At 38.8% G+C, this 19,505-nt stretch carries 20 protein-coding genes; 13 read left to right on the forward strand and 7 right to left on the reverse strand.

From position 1 onward, the window contains the following. Nucleotides 1-76: 76 nt before the first annotated feature. Nucleotides 77-1,702: a peptide ABC transporter substrate-binding protein gene (locus tag RZ55_RS05205; RefSeq protein WP_053792897.1), complete on the reverse strand. Its 1,626-nt coding sequence runs from the start codon at nt 1,700-1,702 to the stop codon at nt 77-79. Between the two features lie 312 nt (nt 1,703-2,014). Here RZ55_RS05205 and hflX point away from each other — a divergent pair, with 312 nt between their 5' ends. Genes hflX through RZ55_RS05220 form a run of 3 tightly spaced genes read left to right on the forward strand, consistent with a single transcriptional unit; the run spans nt 2,015 to nt 4,335 of the window. After that, a complete protein-coding gene (gene hflX, locus RZ55_RS05210; RefSeq protein ID WP_431354842.1) occupies nt 2,015-3,292 on the forward strand; it encodes a GTPase HflX in 1,278 nt (425 codons plus the stop codon). A 25-nt stretch (nt 3,293-3,317) separates the two neighbouring features. After that, nucleotides 3,318-4,025 carry an AzlC family ABC transporter permease gene (locus RZ55_RS05215; protein WP_053792899.1) on the forward strand — a complete coding sequence of 236 codons (708 nt, stop codon included), beginning with the start codon at nt 3,318-3,320 and terminating at the stop codon, nt 4,023-4,025. Next, nucleotides 4,012-4,335 carry an AzlD domain-containing protein gene (locus RZ55_RS05220; protein WP_054483758.1) on the forward strand — a complete coding sequence of 108 codons (324 nt, stop codon included), beginning with the start codon at nt 4,012-4,014 and terminating at the stop codon, nt 4,333-4,335. The genes RZ55_RS05215 and RZ55_RS05220 overlap by 14 nt, the downstream gene beginning before the upstream one ends. A 33-nt stretch (nt 4,336-4,368) precedes the next feature. Here RZ55_RS05220 and RZ55_RS05225 read toward each other — a convergent pair whose 3' ends face one another. Further along, nucleotides 4,369-4,923, reverse strand: a complete 555-nt coding sequence (locus tag RZ55_RS05225) for a guanylate kinase (protein ID WP_057175900.1) — start codon at nt 4,921-4,923, stop codon at nt 4,369-4,371. Between the two features lie 3 nt (nt 4,924-4,926). Next, nucleotides 4,927-5,343 (reverse strand): bis(5'-nucleosyl)-tetraphosphatase, encoded by a 417-nt coding sequence (locus RZ55_RS05230; protein ID WP_034535195.1) that lies wholly within the window; start codon nt 5,341-5,343, stop codon nt 4,927-4,929. Between the two features lie 141 nt (nt 5,344-5,484). Here RZ55_RS05230 and RZ55_RS05235 point away from each other — a divergent pair, with 141 nt between their 5' ends. From RZ55_RS05235 to RZ55_RS05245, 3 genes are all read left to right on the forward strand, one after another. Beyond that, a complete protein-coding gene (locus RZ55_RS05235) occupies nt 5,485-7,905 on the forward strand; it encodes a Xaa-Pro dipeptidyl-peptidase (RefSeq protein WP_054483760.1) in 2,421 nt (806 codons plus the stop codon). A 36-nt stretch (nt 7,906-7,941) separates the two neighbouring features. Further along, nucleotides 7,942-8,853, forward strand: coding sequence for a proline iminopeptidase-family hydrolase (locus RZ55_RS05240; protein ID WP_057175901.1), 912 nt, complete (start codon nt 7,942-7,944; stop codon nt 8,851-8,853). Nucleotides 8,854-8,987: 134 nt separating this feature from the next. After that, nucleotides 8,988-9,797: a hypothetical protein gene (locus tag RZ55_RS05245; RefSeq protein ID WP_034535201.1), complete on the forward strand. Its 810-nt coding sequence runs from the start codon at nt 8,988-8,990 to the stop codon at nt 9,795-9,797. A 41-nt stretch (nt 9,798-9,838) separates the two neighbouring features. On the opposite strand, the gene RZ55_RS07240 is transcribed toward RZ55_RS05245, so the two are convergent. Both RZ55_RS07240 and RZ55_RS05250 read right to left on the reverse strand, forming a co-directional pair. Next, nucleotides 9,839-10,021 carry a hypothetical protein gene (locus tag RZ55_RS07240; protein ID WP_143444197.1) on the reverse strand — a complete coding sequence of 61 codons (183 nt, stop codon included), beginning with the start codon at nt 10,019-10,021 and terminating at the stop codon, nt 9,839-9,841. A gap of 64 nt (nt 10,022-10,085) precedes the next feature. Further along, nucleotides 10,086-11,639, reverse strand: coding sequence for an ABC-F family ATP-binding cassette domain-containing protein (locus RZ55_RS05250; RefSeq protein WP_081034518.1), 1,554 nt, complete (start codon nt 11,637-11,639; stop codon nt 10,086-10,088). Nucleotides 11,640-11,836: 197 nt separating this feature from the next. Here RZ55_RS05250 and RZ55_RS05255 point away from each other — a divergent pair, with 197 nt between their 5' ends. The 5 genes from RZ55_RS05255 (at nt 11,837) to RZ55_RS05275 (ending at nt 17,045) form a co-directional block, all read left to right on the forward strand. Next, entirely contained in the window at nt 11,837-12,211 is a 375-nt protein-coding gene (locus tag RZ55_RS05255) for a VOC family protein (protein WP_034535202.1), read from the forward strand. Between the two features lie 166 nt (nt 12,212-12,377). After that, entirely contained in the window at nt 12,378-14,018 is a 1,641-nt protein-coding gene (locus tag RZ55_RS05260) for an APC family permease (RefSeq protein ID WP_057175903.1), read from the forward strand. A 375-nt stretch (nt 14,019-14,393) separates the two neighbouring features. Beyond that, nucleotides 14,394-15,389, forward strand: coding sequence for a tryptophan ABC transporter substrate-binding protein (trpX, locus tag RZ55_RS05265; protein WP_057175904.1), 996 nt, complete (start codon nt 14,394-14,396; stop codon nt 15,387-15,389). After that, entirely contained in the window at nt 15,386-16,282 is an 897-nt protein-coding gene (locus RZ55_RS05270; RefSeq protein WP_057175905.1) for an ABC transporter permease, read from the forward strand. The genes trpX and RZ55_RS05270 overlap by 4 nt, the downstream gene beginning before the upstream one ends. Beyond that, nucleotides 16,275-17,045, forward strand: a complete 771-nt coding sequence (locus tag RZ55_RS05275) for an ABC transporter ATP-binding protein (protein WP_034531433.1) — start codon at nt 16,275-16,277, stop codon at nt 17,043-17,045. The genes RZ55_RS05270 and RZ55_RS05275 overlap by 8 nt, the downstream gene beginning before the upstream one ends. A 38-nt stretch (nt 17,046-17,083) precedes the next feature. Here the strand turns inward: RZ55_RS05275 and RZ55_RS05280 are convergent, their stop codons facing one another. Next, the gene (locus RZ55_RS05280) at nt 17,084-17,947 is read right to left on the reverse strand and encodes an NAD(P)-dependent oxidoreductase (protein ID WP_057175906.1); all 864 of its coding nucleotides are present in this window, start codon (nt 17,945-17,947) and stop codon (nt 17,084-17,086) included. Nucleotides 17,948-18,077: 130 nt separating this feature from the next. On the opposite strand from RZ55_RS05280, the gene RZ55_RS05285 reads away from it, so the two are divergent. Both RZ55_RS05285 and RZ55_RS05290 read left to right on the forward strand, forming a co-directional pair. Further along, complete coding sequence (locus RZ55_RS05285; RefSeq protein WP_057175907.1) at nt 18,078-18,539, forward strand: hypothetical protein; 462 nt, start codon at nt 18,078-18,080, stop codon at nt 18,537-18,539. 11 nt (nt 18,540-18,550) lie between these two features. Beyond that, on the forward strand, nt 18,551-19,060 hold the full coding sequence (locus RZ55_RS05290; protein WP_057175908.1) for a YbhB/YbcL family Raf kinase inhibitor-like protein: 510 nt from the start codon (nt 18,551-18,553) through the stop codon (nt 19,058-19,060). 37 nt (nt 19,061-19,097) lie between these two features. On the opposite strand, the gene RZ55_RS05295 is transcribed toward RZ55_RS05290, so the two are convergent. Then, nucleotides 19,098-19,427 carry a hypothetical protein gene (locus RZ55_RS05295; protein WP_034531427.1) on the reverse strand — a complete coding sequence of 110 codons (330 nt, stop codon included), beginning with the start codon at nt 19,425-19,427 and terminating at the stop codon, nt 19,098-19,100. Between the last annotated feature and the right edge of the window lie 78 nt (nt 19,428-19,505).

Genomic DNA, 19,505 nt, shown 5'->3' on the forward strand with positions numbered 1-19,505 from the left:
GTTTTAGATTCGACTACATCCATTATAGTAGCTATCTAAAACTCTTCACAATGAAAAAACTAAATTTAATTATTTTTTACTTCTTTGAGATAGTAGCATCTCTAAAGTCGTAAGATGCACCTGTAGGGAAGAATTGTACTCCACTTACACGAGGCTTGATAACACGTGATTGAACTTGGTGGTATAGAGGAATAATTCCTTGGTCAGCCATTAGTTCTTTTTCAGCATTTACTAGATCGTTCCAACGTTTTGCAGGGTTGTTTGCGTCTACGCCTTCAGCATTCTTAACATCTGCGTCGAACTTAGCGTTACTCCACTTACCGTTGTTGTATGAACCATCAGAAGTAAATAGTTGTAGGAATGAAATTGGGTCTGGGAAATCAGCACCCCATGCACTAACAACCATGTCGAATTGACCATTTTGTGAACGGTTCAATCTTGACTTGAATGGAATGTTTTGTGTAGATACCTTTAGGCCAGGTAGTTTTTCTAGAGCAGTTTGTAGGAATTCAGTAGTCTTCTTACCTGAATCAGTGTCATCAGATAGGATTGAGTAGTTAACTGACTTCTTACCAACTTCTTTTAGACCCTTAGCCCATAATTTCTTAGCTTCTGCTAAGTTGTAAGTTACACCAGTCTTAGTACCGGCATCTTCAGTGAAGTCCTTACCGTCACGTTTTGACATACCTGGTGATACGTAACCAACAGCAGAGATTGATCCGTCACCTAAGGTGTTCTTAGTGTATTCGTTACGGTCAATTGCTAATGAGATAGCTTTTCTAATGTTTGCGTTCTTAAAGATAGGATCTTTCTTTTCGTTTAATTCGATGTAGAAAGTTGACGCTTGTTTTAATGCGTGGTATTCACTTGAGTTCTTGTACTTACCAACTTGTTGTGCACCAGCTAATTGAACTGAATCAAATTGGCCAGTTTCATATTGGTTTAGTGAAGTGTTAGCATCGTTTTGAGCATTAATCTTAATACCAGCAACCTTGATCTTGCTTGCGTTGTAGTAGTCCTTGTTCTTGATTAAGTTCCATGAGTTGTTTGTACCAGTCCATCCTTCAACCTTGAATGGTCCGTTGTATACCATGTCCTTACTTGTAGTACCGTAAGCTGAACCGAACTTCTTAACAGCTGATTCGCTTTGTGGTAAGAATGGTGCCATGGTTACTAAGTACTTGAAGTAATCTTGAGGTTTGTCTAATGTAACTACAACTTTGTAATCACCGTCAGCTTTGATACCTAATGATGAAACAGGTGCCTTACCCTTACCGATTGCATCAGCATTTTTAACATCTGAGAATAGGTATGAGTATTGTGAAGCTGTCTTAGGGTTTACAGTACGTTGCCAACCGTAGACGAAGTCTTTGGCAGTTACAGGCTTACCATCACTCCATTTTGAGTGACGTAAGTTGAATGTATATGTCTTACCGTCTTTTGATACCTTGTAACTTTCGGCTACACCAGGTTTTACCTTGTTGTTAGCAGCATTAAGTAATAGTCCTTCATTACTATTGTTTAATGTACTAAAACTAAGTGTATCAGTTGCCTTTGAAGCATCTAGTGTAGGTAACTGTGAATTTTCTTGCCAGTTAATATACTTACTTGTAGATTCTTTTGAAGAATTACCACAAGCTGCTAGTAGGAATGCTGATGCTGCACCAACAACCCCTAGCTTTACTACGGATTTCATTTTCATTTCCATTACCCCCAATTTCCTTACTAATAAGTTTTTGTTTAAAAGGATTGAGAAAATAATACCACCATCTCATTATAAAATGCAATACTTTTTCTAATTTAATTCTAATTTAGTTGAATTTTTTTAAATTCAAAAGTAAAGAAAATCTTAAGATATCAAGGTATATGAATGGTTTAGATAATCTAATCATTATAAAAGATATGCTCATAATTATATTAAAACTCTCTAATTTTTGTTAGATTTTCTCTTTTTTTATAACCATTCTTATTAATGATACGTAAATGGTATAATGGATAAAAATAACAAGGAGGTATTCATTTGGATACAGAACAACAAACTGCCGTTATCATCGGTTTAAACCTAGACAATGAGCAATTCGAGTACTCAATGACTGAATTAGCTGCCCTAGCTGAAGCTAATAACCTAGAAGTTGTGGCTCGTCTGGTTCAAAAGCTAGATCATCCCGATAAAGCCACATACTTCGGTAAAGGTAAAGTTGAAGAACTAAAGATGACCGTCTTGGATAAAGACGCTGACATGGTCATTGTTAACGATGAACTATCACCTAGCCAAATTAGAAACCTAGAAAAGCAAACTGAAACAAAAATCATCGACCGTACAGGTCTAATTTTGGAAATCTTTGCCAACCGTGCCAGAACTCACGAAGCCAAACTTCAAGTTCAATTGGCCAAGTTGCAATACCAGCTACCCCGTTTGCACACCAGTGCTAGTCAACGACTAGATCAACAAACTGGTAGCGGTGGTGGTGGATTCACCAACCGTGGTTCCGGTGAATCTCAACTGGAATTAAACCGTCGTGTGATTGAAAAGGATATTTCTCACATTAAACAAGAACTAAAGGATATCCAAAAATCAGACTTAACACAAAGAAAGCAACGTGATGGTAAAAACATCCCTACTATTGCCCTAGTTGGATACACCAATGCTGGTAAGTCAACCATCATGAACCAACTGGTTAACCGCTACGGCGAAAACCAAGAAAAGCAAGTCATGGTTAAAAACATGTTGTTTGCTACCTTGGATACCAGCGTTAGAAAACTAATTTTCGACGACAACAAAACAATGTTGTTATCTGACACCGTTGGTTTCGTAAGTAAGTTACCTCACCAATTAGTAAAGGCCTTCCGTTCTACTTTAGCAGAAGCAGCCAACGCAGATCTATTGGTCCAAGTAGTCGACGAAGCCGATGAAAATAAGGAACTAATGATGAAGACCACTGAACAAACATTGAAGAAAATCGGGGTTGAAAACATTCCAATGATTACCGTCTTCAATAAGGCCGACATCCTAGATGAACCCCGTCCACAACGTGCCGGTGACAACCTAATCATGGCCGCCCTTGAAGAAGACTCCATCGATGAATTGGTTCAAATTATTAGAGAAAACAGCTACAAGGATTATGTCACCGAAGAATTTTTAATTCCGTTTGATAAAGGTGACATCGTCAACTACCTAAACACTAAGGCCAACGTGCTTTCAACAGAATATGTTGCCGAAGGAACCAAGGTTAAAGCAGAACTAACCGCAGTTGACAGTCAACGTTTTAAACAATATCTTATTAACAACTAACTTTTTTATAAGGATGTGATGAGGTATCGACAATCAGCTAACTGCAAGAGCAGCAATCAAAGATAGTATTCCCACCATGTTTGGCTACATCGGAATTGGTCTGGCCTTTGGGATTATTGGGAAGTCCCTTGGCTTTAGTCCATGGCTAGTGGCCATCTTATCGTTGACCGTTTATGCTGGATCAGCGCAATTCATTTTGGTCTCAATGATGGCTTTACACAATCCCGTTTTCTCGATTGTGCTAGCGATTTTTCTGGTCAACTCCAGAATGATCCTAATGAGCATTACCACGGCGCCATATTTCAAAAACGATTCAATGCTCAAAAACATCTTAATCGGCTCGTTTTTAACCGACGAGAGTTTTGCGTTGGGTATGAATAAGGTCAACTACACCGATAATCAGTTAACGTTTACCTGGTTCAATACCGCTAACATCGTTTCTTACCTAACTTGGGCCGGTGCTTCATTTGTCGGCGCCATCGCCGGTAGTTTCATTCATAATCCATACGCGATTGGGTTAGACTTTGCCCTTGTCGCTATGTTTATCGGGTTATTATACCTACAAGTGATTGCCAAAAACGGTATGCCATTGAAATTAAAACTACTGATGATTTTAATCACCTTCATCATGGTATTTATTGGATTAATCTTTATTCCAAGCAACCTATTAATCCTACTAGTAACACTAATTACTTGTCTGATTGGAGTGATTATCAAACATGTCTTCTTTTAATTTCGTCCTACTAACCGTGATTGGATGTATGCTAGTTACCTGGTTGTCACGTGTGATGCCGTTCATCCTATTAAAGAAATTTAAACTATCGAAACCGGTTGAAGAGTTTCTAAGTTTCGTCCCTATCGTGATCATGGCAACGTTGTGGTTCTCACAACTGTTCGTCCAACACCTGGGCCACTTACCTTCAATCAACTGGGAAAACCTAATCGCATCAATTCCATCGGTTATTGCTGCCATTCTCACCAAGAGTTTATTGGTGGTCGTGATTGTCGGAATTATCTCATTAGCAATTATTCGATTAATATAAATAAAAAGACCTAACTTTACGTTAGGTCTTTTTTTAGATTGTTTTGATTAATTCATCAACTTGGTTTTGTGCTTTTTGCCAATCATTATTTTCAATGATGGTTGCTACATCTTTTAAGTTGTCTGGGATTTCAATATCGCGTTTGTATTCATTACTGCGAATTCGTTGATTGACACGTTCGATGTCATCACCGCGTTTAATCATTCGTTCACGTAAGATAACTGGGTCGTTGACTTGGACAAACAAAACGATTGCTTGATCCCCTAGTTTTTCCTTATATGTAGCTGCACCCAATGTATCTAAAACAATAATTGCTAAATCATTTTTAGTCCATGCTTCGTTAATCCCTTCCATTGAGGATCCATACTTGGCATGTGAATATTCAACGTGTTCCAATAAATGCAATTGATTAAATGATTCGTTATTTTCAAAATAATAATCAATACCATTTTGTTCACCATCTCGTGGCGCTCTTGTGGTATGCGTAATTACTTTAGCTGCGTGGTATTTGTCAATCACGTAGTCGCGAAGAGAAGTCTTACCACTTCCCGCCGGACCGGTAATCACTATTAATTTCTTTGCATCCATTGGCTATCCCAGCTTTTCTACGATGTATTCGTTAGTATGTTTCAAAATGTCTTTTAGGTTATCGAAGGTAACGATCTTCATTGCTTCATCAAAAGGAGCCCAGACATAGTCGCTGATTTCTTCAGCTTGTAGCGTTACTTTATCACTATCAACTTGAGAAGTATAGAAAGTAACCACTTTATGGTGACCATTTTTCATGTCATAGTTTGCATCAATACTGAATTCGGTATCAATAGTGGCGTCAATGCCGGTTTCTTCCTTAATTTCTCTAATTGCTGCTTGTTCTAGAGTTTCATCGCCTTCGACGTGTCCCTTAGGAAATCCCCAGAAGTCACTAGTAGCACTTTTTTCTAATAGGTAGACTGGCTTATTATCAACTACGCGGTACACGATGGCACCTCCGTCAATCTCTGTTACCATAATCATCCCTCCACATTTGATTTGCTATCATTATATCATTTTGATAGATTATCATTAAGTATTTATCAGTAAAACTGAATAGATGTTTCGCTTAATCTGATATAATGAAAACAAACCTATACATAAGTTAGGAGAATAATTATGAAAAATCATCAATATGCAATTGCTGATTACAATTTAAAAGTTGCTAAGAACGAATTACGCGCTATTCATTTCTTAGATGAAGAAACTGATAAAATTGACAACCCATCAGCATTATTAAAACACTTCTTGATGACTTACTTTTTAGATTCACAAAGTTTAGCCATCCGAGGACAAAAAATTTCACAAATCATGGCTAGTTTTGAAGATGACGCATTAACCTACCTAGACAAAAACGCCCCACTATCCAAGATTGCGTTTTACAACATTGCGTTACAACTTCTACAATTCACAGTCGGTGAAGACTTCTTAATCGATAACTCAATCACTAAGATGCAAACTCTAAACCTACCAGTCGCCGACGTTCACGATCCAATGAGCCTATACGACGTGATTTGTGCATGGTATCTTCTATTGAATACCCACACTAAATACGGTGTGACTTTAATCGACCACCTAGCCGGTGAAGGTTACTTCGCCCAAAACTACAACCAATTCGACAAACCACTTATCTTCAACGGTAAGAGTATGCCAGTCTATGACACTAACAACCTAATTCGTGAAGTTGTCTACGTTGAAGCACCAATGGATACCGACAATGACGGTAAGTTAGACCTACTAAAGACTGAAATCGTTCGCCCAAAAGAAAGCAACAAGAAAACCGTTCCGGTCATCTTTACTGCTAGTCCTTACAACCAAGGCACCAACGATGCCGACGGTGAAAAGTTAACCCACAACGTTAACCTAGGTCTTAAGCACAAAGAACCTAACACTGTGTCTCTATCGGACATTAATAAGAAGGAAAAAGAACCCGAACTACCTGCCGCACGTAACGTTGAAGGTAAGACTAGAAAGGCTGAACAGACATTTAGCCGTGAACAATCATACACTCTAAACGATTACTTCTTGGCTCGTGGATACGCCATTGTCTACTCCGCTGGAATCGGAACTTACGAATCAGATGGCTTTAGAACCACTGGTGATAAGTATGAAACCATCTCAGCAACTGCCGTTATCGAATGGCTTGCCGGCAACCGTGTTGCATTTACCAACCGTACCGACAACAACCAAATCGAAGCATACTGGTCAAACGGAAACGTCGCAATGTCTGGCCGTTCTTACCTAGGTACCTTACAAATCGCCGCTGCCACAACCGGTGTTGCAGGACTAAAGGCCTGCCTAGTTGAAGCCGCTATTTCTAGTTGGTATGACTACTACCGTGAAAACGGACTAGTAATGGCTCCTGGTGGCTTCCAAGGTGAAGATGCCGATGTATTAGCTGCCGAAACTTACAGTCGTAAAAAGTCAGCTGCCGAAGACATCAAGAACGAAAAGAAATGGGAAATCCAACTAACTAACATCACTAATGAACAAGATCGTAATTCTGGTGATTACAACGCCTTTTGGAACAAGCGTAACTACCTAAACGACGCTAAGAAGATTAAGGCTGACATGTTCTTCATTCACGGTTTAAACGACGAAAACGTCAAACCAATTAACGTCGCAAACATCTGGCATGCCGTTGACCCATTAAACATCTCAAAGAAGATGATTTTACATCAAGGTCAACACATCTACATCAACGCATTCCAATCACTTGATTTCACTGACATGGTCAACCTATGGTTCACCAACAAGTTGATGGAAGTTGAAAACGACGCCGACAACCTAATCCCTAACATCTTGGTTCAAGACAATGCGACCGACCAAAACTGGTATGCAATCGATGAATTCGACGAAGATGAAAACCTAAAACGTTTCGAATTAGCTAAACCATCAGATGATTCTGAAGTTACTGACGACAAGGTTAGTTTCTCAGACTCACTAGATGAAAAGGACTTTGAAGCATACTGCAATGACGTCAACAAGTGGGAAAACGACTTGGTAATCGGCGGAAGCGATGCTCCTATCAACGACAACCGTGTCATCTTTACCTTCGACAAACTCCTAAAGGATGTAACTATCAATGGTAAGGCTCACATCCACTTGACCGCATCATCATCAAAAGACTTCGGTATGTTGAGTGCTCAACTAATCGATTTAGGTGAAGACTTCAGATTAAACGCTCAACCAGAATCCGTTGACCACGCTAAGATTCAATTAGGCTACCTATGGCGTGAAGATACCCTTCGCGAATTCAAGATGAGTCGTAAGAAGACTCCATTCAAGAAGATTGCTGAAGGTCACATCAACATGCAAAACAGAAACAACGCTTACCAAGTAAGTGATCTAAAGGCTGACGAATTCTACGAAGTTAACTTTGACTTACAACCAAACGTCTACAAGGTTAAGGCCGGTCATCAATTAGCTGTTGTCATCTACGCAACCGACTTCGACAAATCAATTCGTGGTAACCAAGATGTGAAGTACACCATCGATTTATCAGACTCAGCGGTTGAACTACCCTTCAACAAGGACTAAGATTAATAATAATTTAGATTGAAACGAGGGATTGTCATGAAACAACAAACAAAAATTATCACTTTAGATAATGGCTATCATTTATGGACCCACACTTCTGGTGAAGGTAAGATTAACTTACTTGCCCTACACGGTGGCCCTGGTGGAACCCACGAATACTGGGAAGACTCAGCTGACCAATTGAAGAAGCAAGGTCTAGATGTTGCCGTTACCTACTACGATCAATTAGGTTCATGGTACTCCGATACCCCTGATTTTTCAGACCCTAAGGTTGCTGACAAGATTTTAACTTACGACTACTACGTTGACGAAGTTGAAGAAGTTAGACAAAAATTAGGTCTAGATGACTTCTACTTAATCGGTCAATCTTGGGGTGGTGTGTTAGTTCAACTATACGCACAAAAATATGGTGACCACCTAAAGGGTGCCATCATCTCATCAATGGTTGATGACATTGATGATTACACTAAGCACTTAGATGAAATTCGTGAAAAGGAATTTGCTCCAGACGAATTAGCATTCATGAAGAAGTGCGAAGCCGAAAACGACTACGACAACGAACGTTACCAAAACGATGTTGACCAACTAAACAAGGGTTACATCGACCGTAAACAACCATCTAAGTTGGAACACTTAATTGGCGTATCCAACACTGATATTTACAACAAGTTCCAAGGTGACAACGAATTCGTTATCACTGGTAAATTAGGTGAATGGCACAACACTGATTACCTATCAGAAAACCATGTACCTACCCTAGTTACCTTCGGTGAACATGAATCAATGCCTGTTGAAACTGGTAAACGTATGGCTAAGATGATTCCAAACGCTAAGTTTGTATCAACTCCTAATGCTGGTCATCATCACATGATTGATAATGCTCCCGTTTACTACGATCACTTGGCTACTTTCATTCGTGAAGTGGAAAACTATACATTTAATAAGTAATAAAAAAGACCCAACGGGTCTGAAAAAAGAACCCACGGGGTTCTGAAAAAAAGACCTACTAGGTCTTTTTTTTATACTAATTTTAATGTTTTCGTGGTATAACTATCTTTAATGAATTAAAGGAGTTCATCAAAATGCAAAACGTCTATAATATCGTGTTGAATCGAACCAACAGCAACAGCGTTGAACGATTCATCAACTTATTCAGAGAAGGCGCAATTATCCTTGTTGTCCTTGAAATCTTTGGATATCGAGTACCGTCTTTTCTAACTAATTCAATGAATAACTTCCTATTAAGTATTTTCTACTTAATTACAAGTTATAAAATCCCATTAATCTGTTTCATTCTATTGTGCGGATTATTCCTGGTATCGGAAGCCTCGATGCACCATCGCTATCTTGATAACCTGCATCACAACTTCTGGCGCCAACTAATCAAGCTATACAAATACGTGTGGATTATCGTCTTCACCGTTTGTTTGCTTGCTACTAACTTGGAAAGTCTAATCGACTTCAAGTTCATCGTCGAAGCAAGATCATTTGCGGCCGGTTCTAACTTCTGGCCAACCCTATTTAGAAACTGCTTTGCTTTATTCATGTTCTTCTTAAATATTTACTGGTTCTTAGTTTACTTCTGTAACAGCGATAACGCCCTTGCAGAAAAGCATCCCCGTCAAAATCAATTGAATTCCAAGGGATACATCAAGCTATCAAAACGCGAATTGGAATTCTCCAACCAACACGTTTACCTCCAAATTTACGTAAGAAATAATGAATCACAGGCACTAGATGATATTAAGGAATACTTCTTGGTTAAACAGGTCAACTATCGAAACGACAGACAACACAAAGAAGATATCACCATCATCAGTCAGTTCGCCTCATACAGTGACGCTAAGAACTTCATGAATGACTACGCTGACGAGCCAAGCAACTTTATGTAAAAAAAAGAACCTACCATATTCTGGTAGGTTCTTTTTTTGGTTTAAAACAAACTAATTAAGATAAATAAAGCAAAACAGGCAGCTGTTATGACGCTGTATCTTGTATCAATTAATTGGCCATCGTCAATGTATAAATTGCGACCGCCGAAGAATAATACTAAGGCGATGAAAATAATTTTAACGGTTAACCATTCGATACATATAAGCGCCCAAATCAACATCATAATATCTGCGATGATCAGCCATACTTTTCGACTATTATAGATGTTGTCCGCCTCCTTATTTTAATTAGTTATTTACTTGTCCTTGTGCTTTTGCAATTTCGTCGGCATCCCTTAGACTTAGTTTTTCAACATCTAAGACCTTGTCCACTAGTCCATTATAAAAGCTAGTTTCGTGAGATACGATGATTGCGTTTCCTGGGAAATTATTAATTGCGTGTTTTAATGATTCCTTGGTTTCGTCATCCAAGTGGTTAGTAGGTTCATCCATGATCAAGAAGTTAGATGGAGTGAATTCCAACATCGCTAACTTAACCTTGGTTTGTTCTCCCCCGGATAATTCACCGATTGGCTTGGAAGCATTTGCTGAGTCCAAACCACACTTAGCAAGTTTTGTTCTGATTTCTTTTTGTTCCAACTTAGGGAACTTGTTTTGAATGATTTGCATTGGAGTTTCATTGTTATTGCTCCATACCAAATCTTGGCTAAAGTAACTAACCTTAGCTGATGGTGAGAATGTTGCCTTTCCACCCTTTGGTTCTAGAATTCCTAAAATGGATTTGATTAGAGTTGACTTACCCACCCCGTTAAATCCTTGGAAACCAACCTTTTCATCAGTATTAACTGAGAAGCTAACTGGTTTTAGTAGTGGTTTGTCATAACCAACTGATAGTTCGTCGACGACCAACGCATTTTGTGAACCAGTGTCTTCGTATGGGAAGTTAAATGATGCATGGATGTTAGTCGAAGGTGGATCAACCAATTCCATATGTGATAGCATCTTTTCTCTTGATTTAGCCATTGTTGATCTTGAACCGGCCTTGTTCTTTCTAATGAAGGCTTTGGCCTTTTCAATTTCAACTTGTTGCTTATCGTATTCTCTTTGTTGAACCATTTCACGTTCAGCTTTTTGACGCATGGCTGACTTGAAGTCACCACGGTACTTGGTAATCTTACCAAAGGCAATGTTTACGATACAGTTAGTAACGTTTTCCAAGAAGTCGTAATCATGGGAAATTACCATTACGGCACCGTCAAAGCCATTGATGTAGTCTTCCAACCACGTAATGTGGGCAACGTCTAGGTAGTTAGTAGGTTCATCAAGTAAGATAACGTCTGGATCTTCTAGAATTAACTTAGCTAGGATAATCTTTGAACGTTGTCCACCTGACATGTTGGTGATTTGTTGATCACGTTCGACATCATCTAGACCTAAACCAGTGATTACTCGTTCAATTTCGGTCTCAATATCATAGAAGCGTTTTGCTTCTAGTTCTTCTTGAATTCTTCCCGCTTGTTCCAATAACTTGTCATCAAAGTTTTCCGCATATTGTTCATACAATTCTTGCATGTGCTTTGATTTATCGTATAGGTCTTGGTAAGCAGTGTGCAAGAAATCAATCAATGTCATTCCTTCTGGAATATCAGCGTATTGGTCCAAGTAACCAACGCTCACATTGTTTTGCCACTTCACTGAACCTGAGATTGGCAATTCCACTCCGGTAATAATCTTAATCAATGTAGACTTTCCTACCCCGTTTTGTCCAACAATTCCCATATGTTCACCCTTATTAAGGGTAAAACTTGCTTCATCGTATAGCTTTTTGTCGGCAAAACCCATACTGATATCTTTAACATCTAATAAAGCCACAGTCTTTTTCTCCTTTTTTCTATTCCGTACTTATATATAATTACAAAATTAACACATTTTAGGGCTAAACGTCAATTTTTCGGCGTTTTCAGCAATATTAAATCGTTGCAAAGCCATCGATAATGGTATAATTGAATGTGTAAAAATTAAAAAAAGGAATGATCATAATGAAGGTCAAAGATATTGACCATATTACAATCTTTGCCAATGATCTAAAGCTATGCATGCGTTTTTACCATGAAGTTTTAGATTTACCAATCATTGAATTCACAGATGACAGACTTGAATTTCAACTTGGCAAACAAAAACTAATCTTCCTTCAAAATGACAGTGACGATAATGTCCCGGAAAATCCTACGCCGGGTTCATCTAAATTCTGCATCATTGTGAAGGACTCATTAACGGACTTAAGTGCCCATTTAGCCAACTATGGTGTCACCATCATCGACGGCCCTAAAAAAATTCATGGTTCAAATGGACCAATGAATTCACTTTTCATAAATGATCCAGAAAAAAACGTAATTGAGATTTGTGAATATTAATTAAGAATTATAATCAATATCACACTTTTTTTAATTATTTTTAAGTGCTAACAAACGTTATTATTATGCCCGATAAGCAGCAAAAACTGTGTCATGGTAGGTCTTTAAACATTTTACATGGACATGGATTTTTGTTAGTATACTCAAAGACCATGAAAGGAGTTTTATGAAAAAAAATAAGAAATCAAGAAAAGTAGGTTTATTTCAAATTGTAATGTTGGGACTTAGTTCCATTATTGGTTCAGGTTGGTTATTCGGTTCATGGGAAGCTTCCCGTGTTGCTGGTCCAGCCGCTATCATCTCATGGGTAATCGGTGCTATTGTTATCGGTGCTATCGCCTTTAACTACATCGAACTAGGTTCAATGTTCCCCGAAAGTGGTGGTATGAGTAAGTACGCTCAATACACCCACGGGTCTCTATTAGGTTTTATTGCTGCCTGGTCTAACTGGGTATCATTAGTTACCTTGATTCCAATCGAAGCCGTTGCCGCAACCCAATACATGGGTTCATGGCCATGGAAATGGGCTCATTGGACTCACGGTTTTATCGTAAATGGAGAAATTTCTAATCTAGGTTTATTTGTCGTTTTTCTTTTCATATTAGTCTTCACGCTATTAAATTATTGGTCTGTTAATTTACTAGCTAAATTCACTAGTTTCATTTCAATTTTCAAACTAGGAATTCCGCTACTTACTATCATCATGTTACTCCTATCAGGATTCCATGGTGGAAACTTCGCATCACAAGGCTTTATGCCTTATGGTAGCGCCGCTATTTTCTCAGCAACAACAGCTTCAGGAATTATTTTCTCATACAATGCATTCCAAGTTGTTATTAACATGGGAAAAGAAATTAAGAACCCTAAACGTAATATCGCTTTAGGTATTACCATTTCATTGGCTATTAGTATTGTTATCTACGTTGCCCTACAATTTACATTCATTAGTGCCGTAGAACCATCAGTACTTGCCAAGGTAGGTTGGCATGGTATCAACTTCGAATCACCATTTGCCGACTTAGCAATCATGTTAGGCCTACACTGGCTTGCCGTATTGCTATACTTTGACGCATTCATTTCACCATTCGGTACAGGGGTTTCATTTGTTGCTCAAACAAGTCGTACTCTTGCTGCCATGGTACAAAATGAACACATGCCTAAGTTCTTAGGTAAAATGAATGAACGTTGGGGTGTCCCAAGAATTGCGATGGTTGTTAATATGATCATCTCTGTTCTATTAGTTTCTCTATTCAGAAGTTGGGGTACACTTGCTAGTGTTATCTCTACTTCAACTTTGATTGCTTACTTAACTGGTCCAGTTACAGTAACATCATTGAGAAAGATGGCACCTAATTTCAAACGTCCAATTAGAATGAGAATGCTACAATTCATGGCACCTTTCGCCTTCGTATTAGCTAGTTTAGCTGCATACTGGGCAATGTGGCCAACAACTGTTAAAGTTATTCTAGTTATTCTATTAGGTCTTCCATTCTACTTCTACTTCGAATGGAAAACTAACTGGAAGAAGACTAAGACCCAATTCACCGGTAGTTTCTGGATGATTGGTTACCTAATCTTCATCTCAGTAATGTCATACGTAGGTTCAGCACCATTCGGTGGTCAAAACTGGATTCCATATCCATTGGACTTCGTTGTGATTATTATTGTTTCCCTAGCCTTCTACAGATGGGGAATTTCCAGTTCAATGGTAAGTACTGATCTTCATAATGCAAAAGTGGTCAATGACCAAATCAATCTAGACGCATATGAAGACGAACCAACTGACGAAAATAAAGAAGACAAATAAAGCATAGGAACACCATTTGGTGTTCTTTTTTATTTGCTCGATGTTTTATTTCTTGACAATTGTAATTCTTAAACTTAAAATGAACTTAACTTAAATTGAGAGGAGAAAGAACCAATGAAGAATATTTTATCAACAAGTCTAAGTTCTCGTTGGCAAAGCTGGTGCCTATAGGTCGCATTACTAGTATAGATGCGACTTATGATGCAATCATTAAGCGCATCTGTACCGGCTTCTTTCTCACGAATAAATAAGCCTGTGCGGATATGATTCGAACACCACAGGCCATAAGAACGGGTAACCTGTAGTGTCTGGGTTATCCGTTTTTTTATTGCATTTATTTACCATTTAAACTTTATACCAAAAGGAGAATGAGTTATGAAAAGACTTTACACAGTCATCTTTGTCCTAGTCGTCTTACTAGGATTTGGTTTTTACCAAGAAAAACAACCGCATAAGATCAGTCGTGATCACACCCCTACTGTTGGGATTTTACAACTTACAGAACATCCCGCACTAGACGCTATTCATAAGGGAATTATCGATGGATTAAAGGAATCTGGCTATACTCCAGGTAAGAACATCAACATCGATTTCCAAAATGCCGAAGGTGACCAAGGAAACTTAAAGACAATGAGTTCTAAGTTCGCGACCGAAAACGTCGACATGTCAATCGGTATCACCACACCATCAGCACAGGTCCTAGCTAACACAGTTAAAAACGCCCCACTTATTCTAGGTGCGATTACTGATCCTAAGTCAGCTGGCTTGGTTGATTCAAACGAACACCCTGGCCGCCAAGTTACCGGTGTTTCAGATTTTCCTCCAATGAAGGAAGAATTAAAACTAATCAAGGAAATTATGCCTAATTTACATACTCTAGGGGTAATTTACACATCAAGCGATGACTCAGCTACATCTCAATACCATCAATTCGTTGAACTATGCAAGAAGGAACACGTTAACGTTAAGGGATACTCAATCTCAAACACTAACGACTTAAACCAGGTTGCTACTCAAATGGTGCAAAACGTTGATGCTGTCTACGTACCAAACGACAACACCGTTGCTTCAGCAATCCAAACACTAGTAAACGTTGCGAACACTAAGAACGTGCCAGTCTTCCCTACTGCTTCAACTGTTGTTAAGCAAGGTGCATTAGCTACCATTGGTTTGAACCAATACAAGTTAGGTGTGCAAACTGGTAAGATGGCCGCTCGTGTTCTAAAGGGTGCGAACCCAGCAGACATGCCAATCGAAAAACTAAGTCATGGTGACCTAGCAATCAACTTAGGCCAAGCAAAGAAACTTGGTATCAAGATTCCTGACTACCTTCTTAAGGAAGCCAAAAGAAACGGAGTGATTTACAAATGAGTTTAATTATTTCAGCAATCGGACAAGGACTATTATGGTCCGTAATCGGAATTGGTCTTTACCTAACATTTAGAATTCTAGACTTCCCTGATATGACCGTTGAAGGAACTTTCCCAATGGGTGCTGCAACCGCTGTTACAGCAATTGCTCATGGTGTCAATCCTGTTTTAGCTACCATCTTAGCCTTCTTGGTTGGATGTGTCGCTGGTCTTGTTACCGGTCTTTTATACACTAAAGCAAAAATTCCTGTACTACTTGCCGGAATCTTAGTAATGACTGCTTCATACTCAATCGATCTTCGCATCATGGGTAAGCCTAACCAATCGCTATTAGGTCTACCTACCTTACTAAGTGGTAAGTTCCTAGAATCATTACCACCTTACTTCGATGGTGTCTTCGTTGGTTTTATCGTCATCACCGTCGTAACTTTAATTTTGATTTACTTCTTACAAACTGATTTAGGACAAGCCTTCATCGCCACTGGTGATAACGAAAACATGGCCGAATCACTAGGTATCAACACAGATAACATGAAAATCATGGGTGTGAGTGTATCTAACGGTCTAATCGCCTTAGGAGGTGCTTTAGTTGCCCAAAACAACGGTTACTCAGATGTTAACATGGGTATCGGTATCATCGTTGTTGCCCTAGCATCAATCATCATTGGTGAAGTTATCTTCGGTGACTTAACCATGAACCAACGTCTAGTTGCCGTAATCGTCGGTAGTATTTTATACCGTCTAGTATTACTACTAGTTCTACAACTTGGTTTCAACGCCAACGACTTGAACTTAATCTCATCAATCCTACTTGCGATTTTCATGGGTCTTCCTGCATTCGAAAGTCGTTTCCATCTAAAACATGTCTTGAAGAGGGGGCTAAAAAATGACTAAGACAATCTTTCAATTAAAAGACGTCGTAAAGACTGTTAACGAAGATACTCCAGAAGAATTAAACATCTTAGATCACGTTGACCTAGACATTCATGAAGGTGACTTCATCACAATTCTAGGTTCCAACGGTGCTGGTAAATCAACATTATTCAACACCATTGGTGGTAACCTTCGCCCTACTTCTGGTCAAGTTATCTACAAGGATAAAGACATCACTAACATGTCAGTTGTTAAACGGACATCATTTTTAAGCCGTGTCTTCCAAGACCCTAAACTAGGAACTGCTCCTCGTATGACAGTTGCTGAAAACCTATTGCTTGCGGAAAAACGTGGTGATCACCATCACCTAGTACCTCGTAAGCTAAAAGGTGAAATGAAACGTTTCAAAGACATCACCGCTAAGATGAACAACAACTTAGATCATCGTTTAAACACCGCCACCGGTAGTCTATCTGGTGGTCAACGACAAGCATTGAGTTTTTTAATGGCAACCATCAAAAAGCCTGGCATCTTACTACTAGATGAACATACCGCTGCATTGGATCCTAAGACATCCCAAAACCTAATGGACATTACCGATGAAACCATCAAGGAACAAAACCTAACCTGTCTTATGATTACCCACCACCTAGAAGATGCATTGAAGTATGGAAACCGCCTATTGGTACTACACCAAGGAAAGATTTCATACGACATCTCAGGTGAAGAAAAGCAAAAACTAACCAAAGAAGAACTACTTACATTCTTCAACGATATTCAATAAAAAAGAAGGCATCAATCGGTGCCTTCTTTTTGTTTTGCTTATTTTTCGTAAATTTTGACAAGGCCTTGGGTTCCGTCATCACCTAATTGATAATCGTTAACCATCTTGTCGTATAATTGTTTAGCTAATTTTGTAGCTGGTAAATCAATGTGCATTTCTTCAGCACCTTGAAGAGCGATTCGTAAGTCCTTCAAGAAGTGCTTAGCTGAAAAGCCTGGCTTAAAGTCACCCTTCAACACACGAGGACCGTAGTTGTCTAGACTCCAGTTGTCAGCACTACCACTTGAGACGGTGTCCATCATGGAAGCTAAGTCCAATCCGGCTGCCTTACCGTATTCGTACATTTCAACCATTCCAGTCATTGTACCAGCAATCATGATTTGGTTTGCCATCTTGGTATGTTGACCCTTGCCGGCACCGCCAAATAGTTTTACTTGGCCGCCCATAGTATCTAGAATTGGTTTGACCTTATCAAAGGTTTCTTGATTACCACCGACCATGATGGTTAAGGTACCATTCTTGGCACCGACGTCACCACCGGATACTGGTGCATCCAATGTTTCGATACCCTTCTTTTGTCCTTCAGCAAAGATTTCTTCGTCTAATTTTGGTGTTGAAGTAGTTGAATCAATCAAGATAGTGTCTGAATCTGCACCCTTAAATAATCCGTTATCACCAAAGTAAATTTCTTTTACATCATCAGGGAAACCAGCAATTGTGATCACAACATCTGAAGATTGAGCAATTTGTTCAGGCGTATCTAACCACTTAGCTCCGTTATCGATTACGCTTTGTGCGTGCGCCTTGGTACGGTTAAATACGTTTACCTCATATCCTGCTTTCAATAAAATATTAATCATTGAGGAACCCATTACACCGGTTCCGATAAATCCAATTGTCATGTTTCATCCCTCCTTAAATAAAACACTATAGCTATTTATCGATATCTTCAAACATTTAGCTTAATTCCTATCAGGTCCAATATTTGTTATAATAGATATGTAAATTTTTTCCGAATGGAGGATTATTATTATGAATAATGGTGACAATGACAACCGTATTCGTAAATATACTTTCGATGATACATTTATGAACTCCGAAAATAATCAGTCAAATTCAAATCACATTTGGCCAATTATTATCTTTATCGTCGTTGTGGCAGCGCTAATCTTAGGCGGGGTAAAAGCCGTTACCTACTTCACTAGCAGCCATGACAATCAAACCACTAAGATGACTCAATCAAGTAATCAAAGTAGTTCAAGTATGGATGAATCAAACACATCCGAACAAAGTAAGAATAACCAAACTAAGAGTAACTCATCAAACCAATCAAAGAAGAAAACTATGTTTGATGGTACTCACATCTTTAGTTCCGTTGCTGATGCGCAAAACTACGCTAAGGCAACGCAAAGTCAGTGGATCCAGGCTGGTTATCAAACCTATACTGTTTCAGCCGATTCACAAGGTTATTACATCTTAAAATTCGTTAGATAGGAGGAATATTCATGAAAGTAAACGTTAAGTTAGACAACAACCGTCTACCCGACAAGTACACTCGTCATGCGGCTGAGGAATTTAAGCAAAACGATTTTCCAATCGTATCATTTCCCTTCTCAATTGAGAATGTTCCTGCCGACACCAAGGAAATCGCCTTTGCGCTAACCGATTTAGATTCAATTCCCGTATGTGGTTTTGAATGGATTCACTGGTTAGTCGCTGGACTAGATGGTAAGGACGTGGTTGTTCCTGAAAACGCCAGTCAAGAAAATCCATTACATTGGACTCAAGGTAACAACAGTTCAGCCGGTCACATCTATAACCTAGGTGATCAACCTATTAGTCATAAGTACATGGGCCCTAAACCACCAAGTGGTGTTCATGACTACACATTGACAGTTTATGCGTTAGACCAAAAACTAAACTTCAAGGATGGCTTCTGGTACAACGAACTACTTCATAACATTGATGGTCACATTATCGAACAAGTAAAAGTCGATTTGCCTGTTGAAAACTAATAAAAAAGCGCTGCCGATTTGGCAACGCTTTTTATTTTTATAGTCGAGCAATTCGTTGGGCTTCGTCTTCTAGTCTAAAACACAAGTCTAATGCGTCTTTTCTGAAGTCCTCAACAAAGCTTTCTCCATTTGATTTAAATTCAGCAATTTGACGACCACTGATACCGGTAACTGTGAAAGTTACTCCATCATCAGCAAGCTTAGAAGTGTCGTAGTGACCTTCTTCTGCTTCTTCTAGGTAATCTTGGAATAAATCTGCAACCGCTTGGAAAATTACTTCTTCTTCGGTTACCTTATGTCCGTCGATTAACATACGAGCCATCTTTAATTTTACTTCGTCCATGTTTTCTGGAATTAATTCACTCATTATTAACACCATCCTTAGCTATTATTTTATCATAATCCATAATCATTTTTAGAAAATAATGCGTTAAAAATGAAATCA

Origin of the sequence: Apilactobacillus kunkeei (assembly GCF_001421115.1) — a bacterium.
Taxonomy (GTDB): domain Bacteria; phylum Bacillota; class Bacilli; order Lactobacillales; family Lactobacillaceae; genus Apilactobacillus; species Apilactobacillus kunkeei_F.